We start from the raw sequence: 16,682 nt of genomic DNA, 5'->3' as shown, positions 1-16,682 counted from the left end.
ATAAAGTAACTTTCTACTTTTTCCCGGTTCTCATATAACACGCAGCCTCCAGTATGATTCTCCGTCAACGTACCGCTGTTCCGTAATTTTGTAAACAATTCTGATTGCAATGCGTCCCTTAGAGACGTATTTTTCACATTCACATCCGAATATGGCGAAAACGGACATGGTTCTGCACCGCCATGGGAATTGATATGAAAGAATCCTCTGCCTGCAGCAATACAGCCACCGGACGATTTTTCATCTCCAGGGAATGACAAAAAGATCATATTCTGATATTTATCTCTGATTTCATCAAGGCGCTGTTCTAAATACTCTCTCTCTTTATCACCCGGTGCCAGGCTCTTAAGTTCCTGTGACATTGGTACGAATTCTACAAAGATTAGAGCTTTACAGTCTCGCTGTTCCAGTTTTTCAATAAATTCATCTGATGTCACCTCTTCCAGATTATCTGTTGTGACTGTTACAGAAGACCCAAACAGCAGTTTTTCTTTCTGCAGTTTCTCCATGGCAGAGAAGACCTTTTCATATACTCCTTCTCCTCTCCGTGCATCCGTCTGTTTTTCTTTTCCTTCGATACTGAATATCGGAATAAGGTTTCTGCTTTTTTTCATCATCCGGATATATGTATCATCCATAAGAGTACCATTTGTAAAAATCGGAAACATTATTTTTTGCCGTTCTCCAGCCTTTTCCATCACATCCCGGCGAATCATTGGTTCGCCCCCTGCCAGAAGAATAAAGCTGATTCCCATCTCTTCTGCCTCTTCAAAGATATGATCCCACTCATGTGCAGAAAGCTGTTCCACAGGTACTGTATCTGCACAGGAATGAACGGCCCTGGCATAGCATCCGGCACAGTGCAGATTACAGCTACTTGTAATGCTGGCAATTAAAAATGCCGGAATATGTTCTCCTTTCTTTTCCAAAACAAGCCTTTTTTCGGATGCGACTTTTACTGCCATTGCAAACCTTGCCATGAAAATACTTTGTGCCGGATTTGTTAAAGTGACTTTTACTGCATTTTTCATAATATTTTCCACACCGGCTGTCAAATATGTCTGTAACTCCATCGTTGCTCCCATTTTTTTCCTCCACTTTCTAATCCTTTTTTCGATAAATTCGAAAGAATTCTTCTACCTGTCTGTCAAGTATCTCAAGTGCCTCTTCTTTACGTTCCGGCTGATTACTGTACATGGACAAAAGCAAATAGATTGGCGAATAGAAACTGATCGCCGTTGCTCTTGCATCCCCGGGGTAAAAGACTCCCTGTTCCATCATTTCCTTAAAAAGCTTCTCCTGATAGGAAATCGCATCTTCCATAAATATTTTTCGGAACATGGCATAAATCTCCGGATTTGCATATTGCTCCATATGGGCAATCCTCCAGAATCGGGAAATATACGGATCCGTGAGATAGAATACAAACGACTCCCTCGTGATTTTTTTCAGCCCATCTAAATCAAGTTTTATGAAAAATCCAGAAGCCGGAGTATCCGGTTTATCATACTGAGGCACTCCCAAGGTCTCAGAAAGTCCGGAAATATGTTTTGAAACCAGTTCCACAATGGAATCAAAAATCTCCTGCTTACTCTTGAAATGGTTATATAAAGAAGCATCCTTAATTCCAACCGCATCTGCAATATTCTTGACACTTGTACCTTTATAGCCCTTTTCCGCAAAAAGAGTTAGTGCTTCTTCTGTAATCTTCTCCTTTGTTGTCATATCATTCCTCCTCGTCCCCTTTTAAAGCAAACCCAAAACTAGTAATCACTAGTTTTAGTATATTATAGACTAGTGGTTACTAGTTGTCAAGTGTTCCATATAATTTTTGATATGAATTTTTCTTTTTCCTTCTGAGTCGTAGCTTACCTCTAAATTTAACTCATCCGCATTTTTTTGTTCCAGTAAATATAGCAGTTCCGTCTTAACTGTTGCAAAAGCATCTTTGTTTTGTTTGTATTTATCCACAAGATACTGTTCCTCTGCACAATACAGCATATAAAGTGACAAAATTAATACAAAGGCAGTTAAAACAAGTGCGATAATGGTAAAGCTCAATATCCTGTTTTAGCCCTGCTCTTCATTTTTATAACCCTTCAATTTTCTGTATAAACACCTCCGCCAAAAGACTACCTGCAAGTATCGCAAGCACATCCAATCCAGACCTCAAAACCATGAATAAAAATGTATGGGCTGCAATCAATCCAATGTAACAGTTGAACCAGATCCAGTTCACTCCAATCGTCAAAAACAGCCTGAATACCTTTCTTCCTTTATCTTTACATGAATAATTAATCAGACAATATCCAATCCCTACTACGGAACCAAAAACAAATGTCCAGATTACTACCGGTACCGGATATATCGTCATTTCGTTATCCACGATTCCAGTCACATACCCAAACATTCTCCAGAGAAAAAAAGCACACGCAATACTAATGACTCTGATATAGTTTTCTTTACAAAAAATCTTTTTCCCCCTCAGATCTGCTGAAGGAACACAATGAAACCAACACAAAAATATACATAACAAAAATGCCGGTACTGCATCTCCTAAACCGAGAAATAATTCATAGAGTATAAAGCCAATACCATATTCCGTCAGCGGAGAGGCGGAAACCATAACCTCCTGCATCCCAACCAAATATAGCAATGCAAATGCCATTCCAAAACAACACCCTGTCTTCCATTTTCCAATATCCGACTTTACGGAAAATACTTTAATTACACTTAGAATATGTAAAAACAGTATTACAAAATATCCGGTGGCTACCGCAGGAAAGCCGAACTTTTTTACCAACATGGAATCAAATACAGAAGTATCCATGGTTGCTCCCGGACTTGGCATAATGGCATGAAGAACGATAGCTGCCGCTGCAAAAAGCAGAACTAAGATATAATCTAACAAGATTCTCCTAAAATTTCTGAGCATCAGAAACTCAACTCCTTTTATAATATTTACTGAATCAGTAGTTCACAATCATCCTTCATAATGATTATTCATCGTATTTCCGTACGATTATCGCTGCATTATGTCCGCCAAATCCCAAAGAATTTGACATGCATACACGGATGTCCTTCGTAATTCCATGCTCCTTTACATAGTTAAGACTGAACTCTTCTTCATTCTCTACTTCAAGTAAACCGACATTTTCATGAACATATCCATCTTCTATGGATTTTACACAGGTAATAAATTCAATTCCACCTGCTGCGCCGAGCAAATGCCCGATCATGGACTTCGTAGAACTAACCAGAACATGATTTTGTGCATCGCCAAAAGCAAGCTTGATTGCCCTTGTTTCAAATAGATCATTGTGGTGGGTAGAGGTTCCATGGGCATTGATATAATCCACTTGAGAAGGCTTAATTCCTGCATCTTTCATTGCAAACTTCATCGCATTGGCAGCTCCCATACCATCCTCTGCCGGGGAAGTGATGTGATATGCATCCGAGGTCGAACCGTATCCGATCACCTCAGCAAGAATCTTTGCCCCTCTTGCTTTTGCGTGTTCAAGTTCCTCCAATACAACGATACCCGCACCTTCACCAAGTACAAATCCTGCCCTGTCCTTATCAAATGGGATAGATGCCCTTGTCACATTTTCTGTTATATTTAATGTCGTCAGAGCTGCAAAACCCCCGATTCCAATTGGGGTAACACAGGCTTCTGTACCGCCTGCGACCATAACGTCTGCATCTCCATACTGGATGGTCCGATAAGCTTCCCCAATATTGTGGGTTCCTGTTACGCAAGCAGTCACAACATTGATAGACTTTCCTTTTAATCCGAAATAGATGGAAATATTTCCACATGCCATGTTTGAAATCATCATAGGAACCATCAATGGCTCCAAACGACGTGGTCCCTTCTCTATTAATCTTTTTTCGTTTCTTTCGATTGCCTGTAAACTTCCTACGCCCGACCCCACTGCCACACCAATCCGGTAAGGATCTTCTTTTTCCACATCCAGGCCGGACTGCTTCAAGGCTTCCTTTGCCGCCACAACTGCATACTGCGAAAACAGCTCCATGCGTCTCACTGTTTTTGATTCAATAAAATCTTTTGCGTCGAATCCCTTTACCTCGGCTGCAATTTTCACCTTATAATCAGATGCATCAAACTTCGTGATTGGAGCAATCCCTATCTGGCTGTTTCTTACTCCATTCCAGAATTCATCTACATTTAAACCAATTGGGGTGATAGCACCCATACCTGTTACAACAACTCTTCTCATTCGTTTCTCCTTTCCTGCTACTCGATCAAACCTCTTTTTCTCAGCGCATGGACAATGGGTTTATAGAATAAAAAAGTAAATGCGGCATTTAATCCCCCTTTCAATAAATTGAAAGGCAAAATGGCCGGTAGCAATAACTTGACAACATCCTCCTGCGGGTATCCCATATAAATCGGTGTTAACAAGTAATTCCATGCTAACATGACAATGACCATCGTCAGGATACCTGCAGCCAATCCAATAATTTCACCTTGCAGTGTCCGCTTTCTTTTGTAAATGGCAGCAGACACGCAGGCAAAGGCGCATGATGCCAGAGTATTCATCACACAGCCAATGATTCCGGTATCACTAATCGTCATCATTTCAGTGAATGAGACGATTACCGATATGTAAAACGAAGCCATGGGACCGAATATAAATCCACCTAAGGCAATAATAGTGTCTTTCGGTTCATATTTTAAAAACAGTACCACAGGCACCCTGCAAATAATAACCGAAACGTATGCAATTGCGGAGAGCATACCAATAATTGTAATTTTGTTTGTCTTGCTATTCATTTATTTATTACTATCCTTTTCTGTACTGGAATTTTTCTCCGGGCTTCCGAAGAGATTCAATGTTTTCTGGAGTCCGGTCACGGCATCCTGAACGGTTTCCTCGGCTATCCTCGCTTTGGTAACGTTGTCAGTTTTAGCATCAGCTTTGACCAGCTCCCAGAATTGTGCCAATCTGCTTTTATGATTGTTCTTCATTTTTTCCATCCTTTCTTTAATTCATTTTATATTTCTACGTACCGATTCAAATCCAACAATTTCTCAAGTCTTTGAAATGCTCTTTTCATAGATACCGCCAGAATCACCATCAACAATGCAGCAGCAAAAAACAAGGCAAATATCCTCTCCCCAAACACCTCGAACAAACCTCCATACATTGCCTGTCCAATCGGAGATGCACACATTCCTATACACATAGCACATGATATTACCTTTCCGATCAAATCTACCGGTACGATCATCTGCAGATAAGACATAATCTGAATAGAAAATAAATTGGACAGGAATGCCATGAAAAAACAACTAACCAAAATAATGATATAAGAAATCATTGTTTTCATTGTAATCATAATTGCAATACCAGTCGGTATGAGTGTGAGTGCATCATATAACAGCAAAAGATAGCCATTTCTCGCCTTAATCTTTTGGGCAAATAAACCCGCTCCCATTCCACCACATAACGAGCCCATTGCAAAGACACTCTCAGCATATCCATAGAAGCGATTTGCCGTTTCACTGTCAAAGTCCAGCATTTGTGTGATTATTACTGGTAGACCGATAATGACAAGTGAACTTAAAATCATATTAATTGCGGCAACTGCAAGCGAAAACTGCATAATCACCGGCTGTTCCCGGTACATATATCGAAAGCTTTCCTTCAAATCACCAAAACCAATTGCAAAAATGCTTCCTCCGGCTGGCTTTCTCTGAAAAGGAATCTGTATAAAGATCTCCATGATGGCGGATATCAAAAAACAGAATATGCTGACATATAAAATAGGCATAATTCCATAGAAGCCAAATAATGCACCACCAATAACAGGTCCAATTAAACCTGCAAATGAACTGACCAGATTAATGACTGAATTTCCCTGCATAATATTTTCACCAGAAAGTAATATGGGAATGCTTGCCTGTACTGCCGGCTGATATGCACCATTGATACCATAAAGTATAAATAGAGCACAAAGCAAAAGCGCAACAAGATTTATCTTTCCCAATAATAAAATAATTGCCATTACCAGGATTGCGGTAGAAAAATCAAGCACAACCATGATATTCCGTTTATTCACACGGTCTGCAAGGATTCCTCCTATCGGCGCCAGTACAATCATTGGAATGAAAGCACACGCAGTTACAACTCCAAATAGAGCTGCCGATTCCGTCTCATTCAGCAAATATAAAGGTAATGCAAATCTTAAAATTGCATTACCAAACAGTGAAATAATCTGGCCCACTACAACCATAATAAAATTTCTATTCCACATGGCTTCTCTCCTTTTTATCAATTTTGTAACTTTCTCATTTTTTTATAATGAAAGAACGCAGTGCTAACCGTTTACTCGGTTTCGCACTGCGTCTTAGCGTCTGGCATATGAATTATATTTCAAAAATCTCATTCAGTTGTCACTTTGACAAATTTGTGAGCGTCTCTCCTGCAATACGGTAAACGGTCCATTCAGACATAGGCTCCGCATTCCTAAATTCCAAACTCATCTGTTATTGCTCCTTCAAATTTCGATTTTTCAGTTTCAAAAACTGGAATTATCACTGCCAGAATCATTCATATTTTTCATATCTGCATTGTTCCAGAACTTGATCCCCAAGCAATGTAATCGCTTTTTGAGGACATAAACTGATACAGCGGTAACACATGGTACATCGTCCTCCTGAAACTGCCTGATTGTCTTTCATTTCAATATTTCCCATCGGACATTCTTTACAACACAAACCACAGCCAATACAGGAATCGCTTATTTTTAGTTTACTGGTATAACCCATCGTTTTACGATAGAACCATAGTCTTTGTCCAAATAATCCCTTGATATGTGCTATGAACGACAGCCCTTCTTGAGGATATTTTCCCTGCCTGATTTGTTCCGCAGCCTGTTCAATACGCTTATCTGCATTTTTAACAATTTGCCGGTTTTCTTCAATATCTTTTTTTAGCATTTTACTGTCACAGACTGAATCAGGCATTTTTATTTGTATGCCTCCCAGAATTTCTGCGCCATACTTCTTTAAAATTCTTGCTGTACAACCTGTTCCATCACCACTGAAAAGCCCCATTGTATTTACACAAAACACTTTTTTCCCTTTCCATAAGAAAGCATTTCTTTTAATAAAATCGCGCACCATAAAGGGAGCATTAGAATATTGTGTTGGATAACCCAGAATAATTGTGTCCTGCTTCTCTAACATATGCATAATCTGTGGATGTTCTATCGGAACACTTTTTGCAGTATCATCCAGCAAATATAACAGCTTTTCAACGCAGTGCTTCGTATTTCCTGTTCCACTTAAATAAATTCCTATCATTTATGTATTTTCTCCTTATGAATTTCAGATTTATTTTAATAAATATTTTTTTAATGCTTTATGAGTGTCAAAGTGAACATCTTTAAAGAATAAAAACAACCAAATTACAAAAGCCGGGATAGCCAAAACTCCACATAGCCAAAATCCTATATTCATATATATGCCGCCTACTTTCTTTTCCGAAACTCAGATAATTGCTATTTGCTTCTTCCGCCGCGAAGTGCTTCTTTTCTTTTATCTTCAGAACTTTCGGCAATTCCGCCGGCGTTGCTGATAATTTGCGCACATAGTGGCAATCGCAGACTATTCCGCCGGTCGCGATTGTTTGTTTTCGAAGGAAAATATGATTTCCTTCTTCTCCGAATGTATAGATACTCGCAGAAAGGAGGAGTTTCAATCTCTGTGAAAAATGATATTCTATCTTAGTATTACCCCTAATTTTTCAAGGTTTTCTTTTGTCTTTTCAAATCGTGTAAAATTAGATACCCCTACGCAACTCAATATAATAGAAACGATGAAGCCACACTTCCCTCTCTGCTATCCTGCATTTCACAAACAAATTTCTATCCAACCGCTCTAAATCATCTTTGCATACGCAAATGTCGGAAGAAGCACAACGAATATGTAGCCACTAATCGTACAAATCAGAAATCTTTTTGTCGTAAATACCGCAACAAATTCACGAATCACAGCGCTAGGCCAATAATACCAGGCAACAGGTGCTCCAATGCCTGTACATTTTAGTTTCATTGATTTTGCATAGAGTAAGCATCTGTAAACATGATAATTGCTTGTAACAAGCGCAACTCGATGTTTTCCTTCTTTCGAAAAAATGATGTTCCTTGAATTCTGAAGATTCTCCATTGTAGTTTTTGACTTATCTTCGGGTATAATGTGTTCTTCCGGAATTCCATGCTCTAAAAGATATTTTCTCATCGCCTCAGCTTCCGAAATTGTCTCATCCTGACCCTGTCCACCGCTTGGGATTATGACAGGTTTGCGTTTACTCTTGTTATAAATCTTGATTGCTTTATCAATCCGATTTGCCAATAACTTTGACATCCTATCTCCTTTGATCAGTCCTGCACCATGAATAATAAGATAATCAAATTCTCTGATATGTGGCATAATCTGCATAAATATCATGTACAACACAAACGCAAGAATCCAAAAACTAATATACAGAACGGATGATCCAATAAATATTGCAATTAGCTTTGCTACCGTATACCCCTGATTGAAAGAATAGATTTCCAACACGAATCCTGCAAAAAATGCCATCTCACCGACGCCAATCACCAAACCTAAAAGCAGCGACAAAAGGTTCCCTAATGATCTTGATTCTTTCTTGATCATCACAATGCCATTTATGATTAACAGAATCGGTACCAAAAGAAGTGCAAGAAATGCAAGCAGAAACGCAACTAACAACACTGTTCCCATGTACTCTCCCGCTAATGCAGCAACGAAAAACACTGTGAAAAACAATGCATTCATAAGAAATATGCTATTTCTAAACTTTTGTGGCTTCCACAACGTGCTCCCCACAAACACGCCCCATGAAATCAAGAAAAACGGCATCACTACCGATAAATTATCAATTATATTTTCCACAATTTTTCTCCTTCATTTCACTTATAGTGTCAATTTTCCTATACTCACTACTCATTCGGTGAGATGACAATCGTAACCTTTCTTACTTTCCTGCCCTCAGCCGGTTTGTTTGGCATATATCTCTGAATCAGTTCGCCGTAAGCCTTGATAAATTCCATCATTTCCTCATCACTCATCATAAGCGAAGCAGATCCCAAAGTAAGAAGATCCCTTTGTGGATCCGGATTTTCTCCATTGAAATAACGGTAAAATTCTCCCTGCAGCCCCATCAGTGCCGACTGGATCAGACTGTTGTATTCTTCATTGGTATCTTCATAAGGTCTCTGCGGTGCAATGGCATAGGTCTTTTCCATGGAACCGCGTTTGAATTCTTCCTTTACAACAGTGATGATTTCGGCATCCAGAAGCACTTTTATATGACGATAAAGGCTGGCCCTCGGAATATCCGGCAATTCCTCTCCTATTTCGGCAGATGTTGCCTCTTTTTTTATCATGATGACCTGTATGATTCGCTGACGTGTGGCATTCATACAGGCTTCCATATAGTCTTTCTTCATATCTGTTCTCCACTACCTTTTTTATTCCGTCTTCGGACGACAGTACAACCTGTTCATAATTATAACACACAAATCAGTATTATTTTAGATATAAAATGAATTCCGAAATGCCCTAACATCGCATACTGAATACCATACTTACGGAACCATCTTCCAAAGAACAGGGCAAATGAACCATTCAGCATAAAACAGCGAAACAGAATCAATCCGGTGATTCTTCCAAAAAACATCTGTGTTGCAGGCAGATGCCCTGCGGAAAATACAAGTGCAGCGATTACATTGGCTGTAATAAAAATCCAGACCGGTATTTCTTTTTTATCTTTTTTTCTCGCAAAAATCATCACCAGGATCAGTGCGATGAGTCCCATGAAAAACCATCGAAGCAATATCTCCTCAATCACACCTCCGTAGGTTAATGAACTGATAAAATATGCCACGCTGATTCCTTTTTCATAATCTGCTGCCACTTCTGGAATCAGACGCCCCATCACAAAATAATCCGCAGCAAACACAAGCCCAAGAACAACAATGACAGGACATACCTTTGCAAGAACTGTCTTATCAAACCGGAAGGACATCATAAGACCCAGACGCTCCACAATGAAGTAACCAACAACCCATCCAAACAAAGAATAGACCAAAGTCTGAATCATAGTTACTGTGATCAGCGCCTGATAACTTCCAAGCTGCCCAATGGCCGCTTCAATAACTTCCGGAGTTGAATGCTCAAAGGTGTACATTCCAACAGTAATACCACCAATGACTGCAAACGCTATAATTACCAGATATGTTCGTAATGCATTTTTAATGTTGATCCGACGTATTGTTTCATGATTGTTACCTCCCGTATAAACACTATTGTTTCATCCATTCTCACATTTGAGATTAGTTGCATATTCATACGAATCTCAATTATGAGACTTGTCAAGAGGATTATCATTTTTTTATACACATTGAACCGCCCGACTGTTTACTGTATTTGTTATTCTTCAATTTCGCGTTTCACTCGATTCCATGCATCATTTAGTCTTTTCTCAAATTTATCTGCTTTAATGATAGCAATTCCCTCTTCTTCGTCACCCAAAATAATTAACGCATCATCTGGCGTAATGTCGAACAGATCCCTTGCTTTTTTGGGAATTACAATTTGCCCCCGGTCATTGATTCTTGTCGTCCCAAAAATATGTTTCCCTTTGGGTTCCGGTAGCAAAGTAGTGGTACCTACCTTATCAGAGAAATTTACAAGCGAATCAAGTGTAACACCATATAATTCAGCCAGTTTTTGACAACGCTCCACATCCGGAACAGTTTCGCCTTTTTCCCATTTTGCATAGGCTTGTCTGGAAATACCAATCTTTTCTGCAACTGCTTCCTGTGAATATCCGTTCACATTACGAAGCATCAGGATATTTTCTTTAATCATATTCCTCTATACCTTCTTTCAAAAAGATATTGATTGCATTCAAATATATTTGCGTGTGTGTACCGTGAATATTATGATTGCTGTTTTCTGTTTCAATCAGTCTACAATTATCTCCTATTAATGCAACGGCTCTTTCTGCCTGTTTCCTTGAAGCAGCACATAAATAAACCCCGTTATTTGCCACTTCTTCTTTTGCATGCAAATATATGCACGGAATTTTAATATCTGATAACATTTGTTCGTGCTTAATACCATTGTTCCAGGTCAGATCATAAAAGTGTTCACCGTACATCATGTCGTATTGGTTCACATAGTGAAAAACGCAGGTTACACTGGATGGCATGAAGAAGATTTTTACTTCTTCTCCCGGATGCTTCTCACTATAACGCTGTGCGTAATCTGCAATCCCCGGCATAGAATCCTTCATAAACAATTTTCCCCAGTAACAATGCCTTAAGTAATATGCCGGCCAGCATTCTGTTTGCTCTGAAGAAATATAGTCATGTAAAGGTTTGTAAGTATCCAGATATGCAAAGCTATTCTCCCAATTTTCTCCTTGTGTTGAAAATACAGGTGGATCTTCCAACACAACACCCTTTATCATCTCGCCACCATAAGCACCAATGTAAGCAGCTGTCAAAGCTCCGTTTGAATGACCGCTCACAACGGTTTTCTGCTTTATCACATTCTCAATAAACCAGATCATGTCATTTCCATTTGTGTCTAAGTAGTATAATTCTTCTTCATGCGCAGATTCTCCATGTCCGTACACATCAATCGCATATATGTGCCAATTTTCGTGCAACTTGATCATCACAGATGCGTAATCTTCCCAGGAACCCATCTGACCATGAATGAGTAAAAGTGCGGGACCTTCACCCGGCAGCTCGCCATAATTGATAACATTACCATTTGGCAGAGTGACCTGTTTTTCGACAACACCCAATTTCGCAAGTTTCTTCATGTCTTTCTCCCACCAATGGAGGTTTTGATAACAGAAATAACATCCTATAAACGCACCAATTACTAATACACACAAAAATATGATTCCTATAATTCTCATTGTTTTCTTCACCACGATTACGATTCCTTTCATAAATATTTATATCTCTATCATAAAAGAATCTTACAAATTGTCTACCAACTTATCTTTACGCATTTATATGATTTTTGTTATTTTGAGTTGCATATTGTATCAAGCGATTGCTTTACAGCAGCAATGTCCTGTATGGAAAACTCTCCGATTTTTTGAAGTACAATTGATAATGCTCCGACGGAAAAATCGCCATTTCTTCTGTGTCTTTGAGCAGGTCACTTTATTCATCATAATCCATCATTTTCATTTCCTGTATAAATTGTTCTCCAGAGATTGATTAGCCTAGATTATTCACGCCAAATATCAGCCTGTTTTGCTACTACAAACTTAGGTGGTTGATAACTGCCCAGGATTTCTGCACCATATTTCTTTAAAATTCTTGCTGTACAGCCTGTTCCATCACCACTGAAAAGCCCCATTGTATTTACACAAAACACTTTTTTCCCTTTCCATAAGGAAGCATTTCTTTTAATAAAATCGCGCACCATAAAGGGCGCATTAGAATATTGTATGGAACACTTTTTGCAGTATCATCCAGCAAATATAATAGCTTTTCAACGCAGTGCTTCGTATTTCCTGTTCCACTTAAATAAATTCCTATCATTTATGTGTTTTCTCCTTATAAATTCCAGATTTAGATAGTGATTCCGACAAACTGGATTTTTCAAATATTATTTTGCATTTCTATATGAAATCACAATATGACTTGGTGCAAATAATACTGATGCAATGATCAATAACACTGACCTACTCATAATCCCACTAAATAGGAACAAAATTGAAGGAATAATAGAAAGTGCTAATGCTCTGAAAATGCTGCTTTTCTTAAAACATATAATCCAAATTGCACAATAAAGCATTACCAATATGGCATCTACAATCAGATATAGTGCAAATGCTTCGTCAGACCACCACCCGAACCAAGTTCCCGGAATATTGATTATCATGAATCCGAAACAACCAAATCTCCCTACTTGTTCTATGACCTCAACATATTTATTGTTCCACTTATTATCAAAGCCATCTTTGCACTTAATCGCAAATACAATATTGGGTATCATAACGACTACAATAAAAATCAGTCCAAAAACATTAAACCATTCCATATTATCCACCACCATAAATTCAAGTTTTCATCAACACAATTCTCTCATTTTTAAAATATAAAACCACACATTTCCACGGGAGAGTTATTTCCAACTCTGCAGCTCAATAATGTTTCCTTCACAATCTGTTGCATAGACAAATATTGCTTTTCGACCATCATCATAGTCTGCTTTTACAACTTCACCGATCTGGCTTCCGCCCTCTTTAAGCAAGTTTCTTAATGTTTCTTCCACATCATCTACCTCAAAAGCCAAATGTGCAATTCCACACCGGTTTATCTGTGGAACATTTGCTGTCTCCATCTCATCATAAGAGAAAATTTCAATTGTAGGGTGATCCTCTTCGTAACCTGGCAGGCATAAATGCTCTCCAACAATATGAGCATTTGATATTCCAGTCATTTTATCGAGCCATTCCCCACGCAGATCCCGTGTTTCTCCGATACTTTTACAATGAAACACCTTTTTATAAAATGCGATTAACTTTTCATGATCTTTTGCAATAATATTCGTATGGACATATCGAAACATTATTTTTTCCTCCTTCTGAACAATTTTCCAAGTTCAACAATCACTGACATTTTCTTTTCCCTTCCATCCCATATAAAGGTATACTCCTAAAACTGCTGTGAAACCAGATGCAGCAAATACGCTGAATCTCTCTGGTATTCCAAAGTAATTATGTGGCAAAACTGCTGTACCAACTGCACCTGTTATCATCATGGCAAGTGCTGCCAGTGCACATTTTCCCAATGACGGACATTCTTTTTGAATCAAGCCTCCGTATACAATCAACATCAGCGAAGCACATGACAGCATAACCACTGCCATTGTTACAACCAGGTGCATAATATCCTGAAATCGCCCGGATATACCTGCATCCACCAATGGAAACATATTGTATCCTACTGCAGAAATCCAATTCATAATTGCAAACAAGTATACCCCCATCCTCAAGACCCGATTATAGTGTTCTTTAATCGTCACACAGCACATGGTCACACAGACAATACCACATGGCATATAGAGCGCACCCAGCTGATTCCAGAGCACTCTGGACGGTGCAGAATCAGCAGAAAGATCGCTGACAGCCTGTGAAATCCAGTTGTATCCCGGATAAGCAAGCGGCGACAAAACAACAGCTGCTGTGTAGGATAGTAAACTTACAATCCCCAGTAATCCCAGTTTTCTTATTAGTTTTTCGTTCATTTTTCTCGTCTCTCCTTTGTAATACAAGTTTGTAACTGTTCATACCACTTGATAGGTTCTGAAAGATTTTCCATACTTACCCGGCTGCCTCCATGCATCATCAGATCCAGCATATCATCCTCTTCCGGAGTTCTGTCTGCTTTTTCAACAAGTGCTTTTCCCGCCGTTTTCATCATCATACTCATCATCAGTTTGTTTACTCCTCGAAGTTTTTCCATATCAAAACCTCCCTGCAGGGTAAAAACCTCTGTTGACAGGGGAATTTGATTCTTATTTCTGACTTCCTGAAGCTGTGTCCCGGTTGCCCCCATACCGACGGCGCAGACCATACGGATACAAAAATGCTTTTCCGCATCTTTATATCCTTTAATACCACTTGCCATGATCCATCCAAGATAAATGATCCCAGTCCCCTTTTCCAAAAATTTTTTTGCATCCTCTAAAGCATAAACCGGCAAACCGATCCGCTGCCCAAGCATCTTTGCATATCTCTCTGTGTTTCCTGTGTTCGTTGTGTAAACAATTGCTTTCATCATTTTTCTTCCTTTCTGACAGAAAAAAGCACAGTAACTGAATAGTTTCCTCATTCAGCACTGCGTCTTTTGCGTCTGGCTCATTATTCTTTTCCATTACGGTTAAAGGTCTTATAAAACAATCTGACATGTGCCTCTAATTTTTTCATGTATTCTTCCTCTTTTTCCGGATGTCTGTCACACTCACCCAGCATAACAAGAATCGGTGCATCATACATCATTGCAAGAATGACAGGATCTTCATCTTCCAGCACACCGGCTGCAATCATTTTTGTAAATAACCCACTGTGATAATCATGGATCTGATTGACATATCTCCTCGAATAAAGCTCTGACAGTTCCGGAGACCGAAACTGTTCAATGGTCATCATCCGCCTGAACCTGCTGACATACTCATCATGCAGAGAATACTCAATCAGAGATTTTACCTTTTGAACAAGATCATCCGCAGTAATTTTTTCAAATACGGTTACATCCTGTTCAGAATCCGTTACATGAACAGAAATCGTATCCGTAAAGTCTTCGTATCTTCTGGCTGTTTCTTCAAATATTGCATCAAAAATTTCCTGCTTGCTCTTGTAATGCTTATATAAAGAAGGAGCTTTTATTCCGACCGCAGCAGCAATCTGCTCAACACTCACTGCATCATATCCTCTTTGTGAAAACAATCGCAGTGATTCCAAAAGTATTTTTTGTTTTGTGTTCATCGTTATCTCTCCCATAAAGCTAATTATCATTAGCCTTATTATAAGCTAGTTCTTTTCTGCTGTCAAGAAGAACTATTTACTATTTTGTAGAATTACGTTCGGTAAGTCGTAGCATAATCAACCAGCAGTTTAATTGTGCTCTTATCTGAAAAATCAATTTGTTTACCATATGTATCCAGCATTAACTTATCTTCATCAGACAAATTATTGTATCCTTTCTTTTTCATTGTCTGGCACAGCATCCACATCATCATCTTGTGAATCAGAGACAACCTGCTGTAATCAATGCCTCCCCGGAAATGAAATTGTTTCATATTATCATACATATCTTTAGATACAGCCTTTGCGACACCATTCTCAATATGCATAATATTTTGTGACGATGTCGGATCAGCCAGTCCGCAGGTAAATAGAATCAGCTTCTTATCACTAATTACTGGATACAGCTTTACAAGCTGTTTCATGCCGCTTACTCCCCCGGCATAAAGGCTTCCGCCATGAATAACAACATCATATTTTTGCAGCATGCCTGAAGAAATTTCCCGGATATCCTTTACTTCACAGGAAAGAGCTTCTCCAATCCACTTTGCATATTTTTGTGTACTTCCGTATTTTGATGAATACATCACAATATACTTCATCATTCCATCCGTCCTTTCAGTTTATCCACATTTTTGTTCAGTCTGGTAAATACCGATATTGTTGTAAGCAATTCTTCTTCACTTATATTTCCAAATATCAACTGTATAGCCTGTTTACTCGGTTCATCATAAAGTATACGGAACACCTTTGCTTTATCAGTGAGAATTATTCGCTGCTTTCTTTTATCCGAAGAATCCTGATGAACTTCCACAAAACCCTGTTTTTCCAATTTAGACAGAATCTGCTTCCAACTTAATTCCTCAAAAATGTTGTCTGCTGCTGCCTGGAAACTGTTATTAAAACGATTGATTAATCCAATCAGATAATAGGGTGCATCTATATTCTCAGTATTGAGATTACTTACTGATAAATCAAAACTCATTTAAATCCTCCTTAATATACAAGATGTTACATATATTATGCAAGATATTACATTTTTTATCAAGGAATGATTGTACCAAA

General features: G+C 38.7%; 22 protein-coding genes and 1 pseudogene. All 23 read right to left on the bottom strand.

All coding sequences use genetic code 11. The features are described from left to right. Positions 1 to 1,085 (bottom strand): radical SAM protein (locus tag ACQRCC_RS14615; RefSeq protein WP_427851489.1); only part of this gene is annotated, 1,085 nt, incomplete at its 3' end. A gap of 16 nt (positions 1,086 to 1,101) precedes the next feature. Continuing rightward, positions 1,102 to 1,725, bottom strand: coding sequence for a TetR/AcrR family transcriptional regulator (locus tag ACQRCC_RS14610; protein WP_427851488.1), 624 nt, complete (start codon positions 1,723 to 1,725; stop codon positions 1,102 to 1,104). A gap of 69 nt (positions 1,726 to 1,794) precedes the next feature. Further along, entirely contained in the window at positions 1,795 to 1,971 is a 177-nt protein-coding gene (locus ACQRCC_RS14605; RefSeq protein ID WP_427851487.1) for a hypothetical protein, read from the bottom strand. Between the two features lie 118 nt (positions 1,972 to 2,089). Beyond that, the gene (locus ACQRCC_RS14600; RefSeq protein WP_427851486.1) at positions 2,090 to 2,911 is read right to left on the bottom strand and encodes a hypothetical protein; all 822 of its coding nucleotides are present in this window, start codon (positions 2,909 to 2,911) and stop codon (positions 2,090 to 2,092) included. Positions 2,912 to 2,999: 88 nt separating this feature from the next. Next, positions 3,000 to 4,241 carry a beta-ketoacyl-ACP synthase II gene (gene fabF / locus ACQRCC_RS14595; RefSeq protein ID WP_427851485.1) on the bottom strand — a complete coding sequence of 414 codons (1,242 nt, stop codon included), beginning with the start codon at positions 4,239 to 4,241 and terminating at the stop codon, positions 3,000 to 3,002. 17 nt (positions 4,242 to 4,258) lie between these two features. Then, positions 4,259 to 4,798, bottom strand: coding sequence for an ECF transporter S component (locus ACQRCC_RS14590; protein ID WP_427851484.1), 540 nt, complete (start codon positions 4,796 to 4,798; stop codon positions 4,259 to 4,261). Next, a complete protein-coding gene (locus ACQRCC_RS14585; RefSeq protein ID WP_427851483.1) occupies positions 4,799 to 4,993 on the bottom strand; it encodes a hypothetical protein in 195 nt (64 codons plus the stop codon). It abuts the gene before it with no gap. A 26-nt stretch (positions 4,994 to 5,019) separates the two neighbouring features. Beyond that, positions 5,020 to 6,282: an MFS transporter gene (locus ACQRCC_RS14580; RefSeq protein WP_427851482.1), complete on the bottom strand. Its 1,263-nt coding sequence runs from the start codon at positions 6,280 to 6,282 to the stop codon at positions 5,020 to 5,022. 292 nt (positions 6,283 to 6,574) lie between these two features. Then, positions 6,575 to 7,333: an EFR1 family ferrodoxin gene (locus tag ACQRCC_RS14575; RefSeq protein WP_427851481.1), complete on the bottom strand. Its 759-nt coding sequence runs from the start codon at positions 7,331 to 7,333 to the stop codon at positions 6,575 to 6,577. A 30-nt stretch (positions 7,334 to 7,363) separates the two neighbouring features. Continuing rightward, positions 7,364 to 7,489, bottom strand: coding sequence for a hypothetical protein (locus ACQRCC_RS14570; protein ID WP_427851480.1), 126 nt, complete (start codon positions 7,487 to 7,489; stop codon positions 7,364 to 7,366). A gap of 420 nt (positions 7,490 to 7,909) precedes the next feature. Next, complete coding sequence (locus ACQRCC_RS14565; RefSeq protein WP_427851479.1) at positions 7,910 to 8,947, bottom strand: YdcF family protein; 1,038 nt, start codon at positions 8,945 to 8,947, stop codon at positions 7,910 to 7,912. Positions 8,948 to 8,994: 47 nt separating this feature from the next. Then, a complete protein-coding gene (locus ACQRCC_RS14560) occupies positions 8,995 to 9,504 on the bottom strand; it encodes a helix-turn-helix domain-containing protein (RefSeq protein ID WP_427851478.1) in 510 nt (169 codons plus the stop codon). A 59-nt stretch (positions 9,505 to 9,563) separates the two neighbouring features. Next, the gene (locus ACQRCC_RS14555) at positions 9,564 to 10,244 is read right to left on the bottom strand and encodes a CPBP family glutamic-type intramembrane protease (RefSeq protein WP_427851477.1); all 681 of its coding nucleotides are present in this window, start codon (positions 10,242 to 10,244) and stop codon (positions 9,564 to 9,566) included. A 242-nt stretch (positions 10,245 to 10,486) separates the two neighbouring features. Then, entirely contained in the window at positions 10,487 to 10,927 is a 441-nt protein-coding gene (locus ACQRCC_RS14550; protein WP_427851476.1) for a helix-turn-helix domain-containing protein, read from the bottom strand. After that, positions 10,920 to 11,891 carry an alpha/beta fold hydrolase gene (locus tag ACQRCC_RS14545; RefSeq protein WP_427851475.1) on the bottom strand — a complete coding sequence of 324 codons (972 nt, stop codon included), beginning with the start codon at positions 11,889 to 11,891 and terminating at the stop codon, positions 10,920 to 10,922. The genes ACQRCC_RS14550 and ACQRCC_RS14545 overlap by 8 nt, the downstream gene beginning before the upstream one ends. Before the next feature lie 476 nt (positions 11,892 to 12,367). Continuing rightward, positions 12,368 to 12,627: pseudogene (locus tag ACQRCC_RS14540) on the bottom strand (EFR1 family ferrodoxin); the annotation flags it as partial. Positions 12,628 to 12,694: 67 nt separating this feature from the next. Beyond that, on the bottom strand, positions 12,695 to 13,129 hold the full coding sequence (locus ACQRCC_RS14535) for a hypothetical protein (RefSeq protein ID WP_427851474.1): 435 nt from the start codon (positions 13,127 to 13,129) through the stop codon (positions 12,695 to 12,697). Between the two features lie 84 nt (positions 13,130 to 13,213). Further along, complete coding sequence (locus ACQRCC_RS14530; protein ID WP_427851473.1) at positions 13,214 to 13,660, bottom strand: VOC family protein; 447 nt, start codon at positions 13,658 to 13,660, stop codon at positions 13,214 to 13,216. Between the two features lie 33 nt (positions 13,661 to 13,693). Further along, complete coding sequence (locus ACQRCC_RS14525; protein ID WP_427851472.1) at positions 13,694 to 14,338, bottom strand: DUF998 domain-containing protein; 645 nt, start codon at positions 14,336 to 14,338, stop codon at positions 13,694 to 13,696. After that, a complete protein-coding gene (locus tag ACQRCC_RS14520) occupies positions 14,335 to 14,874 on the bottom strand; it encodes a hypothetical protein (RefSeq protein ID WP_427851471.1) in 540 nt (179 codons plus the stop codon). Before ACQRCC_RS14520 ends, ACQRCC_RS14525 begins: the two co-directional genes overlap by 4 nt. A gap of 80 nt (positions 14,875 to 14,954) precedes the next feature. Next, the gene (locus tag ACQRCC_RS14515; protein ID WP_427851470.1) at positions 14,955 to 15,578 is read right to left on the bottom strand and encodes a TetR/AcrR family transcriptional regulator; all 624 of its coding nucleotides are present in this window, start codon (positions 15,576 to 15,578) and stop codon (positions 14,955 to 14,957) included. A gap of 92 nt (positions 15,579 to 15,670) precedes the next feature. Continuing rightward, the gene (locus ACQRCC_RS14510; protein WP_427851469.1) at positions 15,671 to 16,222 is read right to left on the bottom strand and encodes a flavodoxin domain-containing protein; all 552 of its coding nucleotides are present in this window, start codon (positions 16,220 to 16,222) and stop codon (positions 15,671 to 15,673) included. Continuing rightward, positions 16,219 to 16,602, bottom strand: coding sequence for a MarR family winged helix-turn-helix transcriptional regulator (locus tag ACQRCC_RS14505; RefSeq protein WP_427851468.1), 384 nt, complete (start codon positions 16,600 to 16,602; stop codon positions 16,219 to 16,221). Before ACQRCC_RS14505 ends, ACQRCC_RS14510 begins: the two co-directional genes overlap by 4 nt. Positions 16,603 to 16,682: the final 80 nt, after the last annotated feature.

The sequence above is a fragment of the Sporofaciens sp. SGI.106 genome (genome assembly GCF_050314255.1).
Lineage (GTDB): Bacteria > Bacillota > Clostridia > Lachnospirales > Lachnospiraceae > Claveliimonas.
The sequence above is the reverse complement of the archived record's forward strand: the minus strand, read 5'-3'. Positions and strand labels throughout refer to the sequence as shown.